General features: G+C 46.1%; 1 protein-coding gene. It reads left to right on the forward strand.

What is annotated here, in order from left to right; genetic code table 11:
• On the forward strand, window positions 1-232 hold a 232-nt coding region (locus HJY11_RS13740; RefSeq protein WP_243764567.1), incomplete at both ends, for a sugar phosphate nucleotidyltransferase.

Genomic DNA, 232 nt, shown 5'->3' on the forward strand with positions numbered 1-232 from the left:
TTCCTGAAGAAGTGCCATGAGCCGTACGTCATTATCACATCCGGTGATGCGGTGTACAAGATGGATTACAATGACGTCTTGGAATACCACATTAAGAAAAAGGCGGATATTACTGTTGTGTGCAAGGAACTTGCACCGGGAGAGGATGCTACGAGATTTGGGACGATCAAGATGGACGACTCCATGCGGATTCAGGAGTTTGAAGAAAAGCCGATGGTGGCAAATTCTAACA

The organism is Bittarella massiliensis (ex Durand et al. 2017), from assembly GCF_017566145.1.
Classification (GTDB): Bacteria; Bacillota; Clostridia; order Oscillospirales; family Ruminococcaceae; genus Bittarella; species Bittarella massiliensis_A.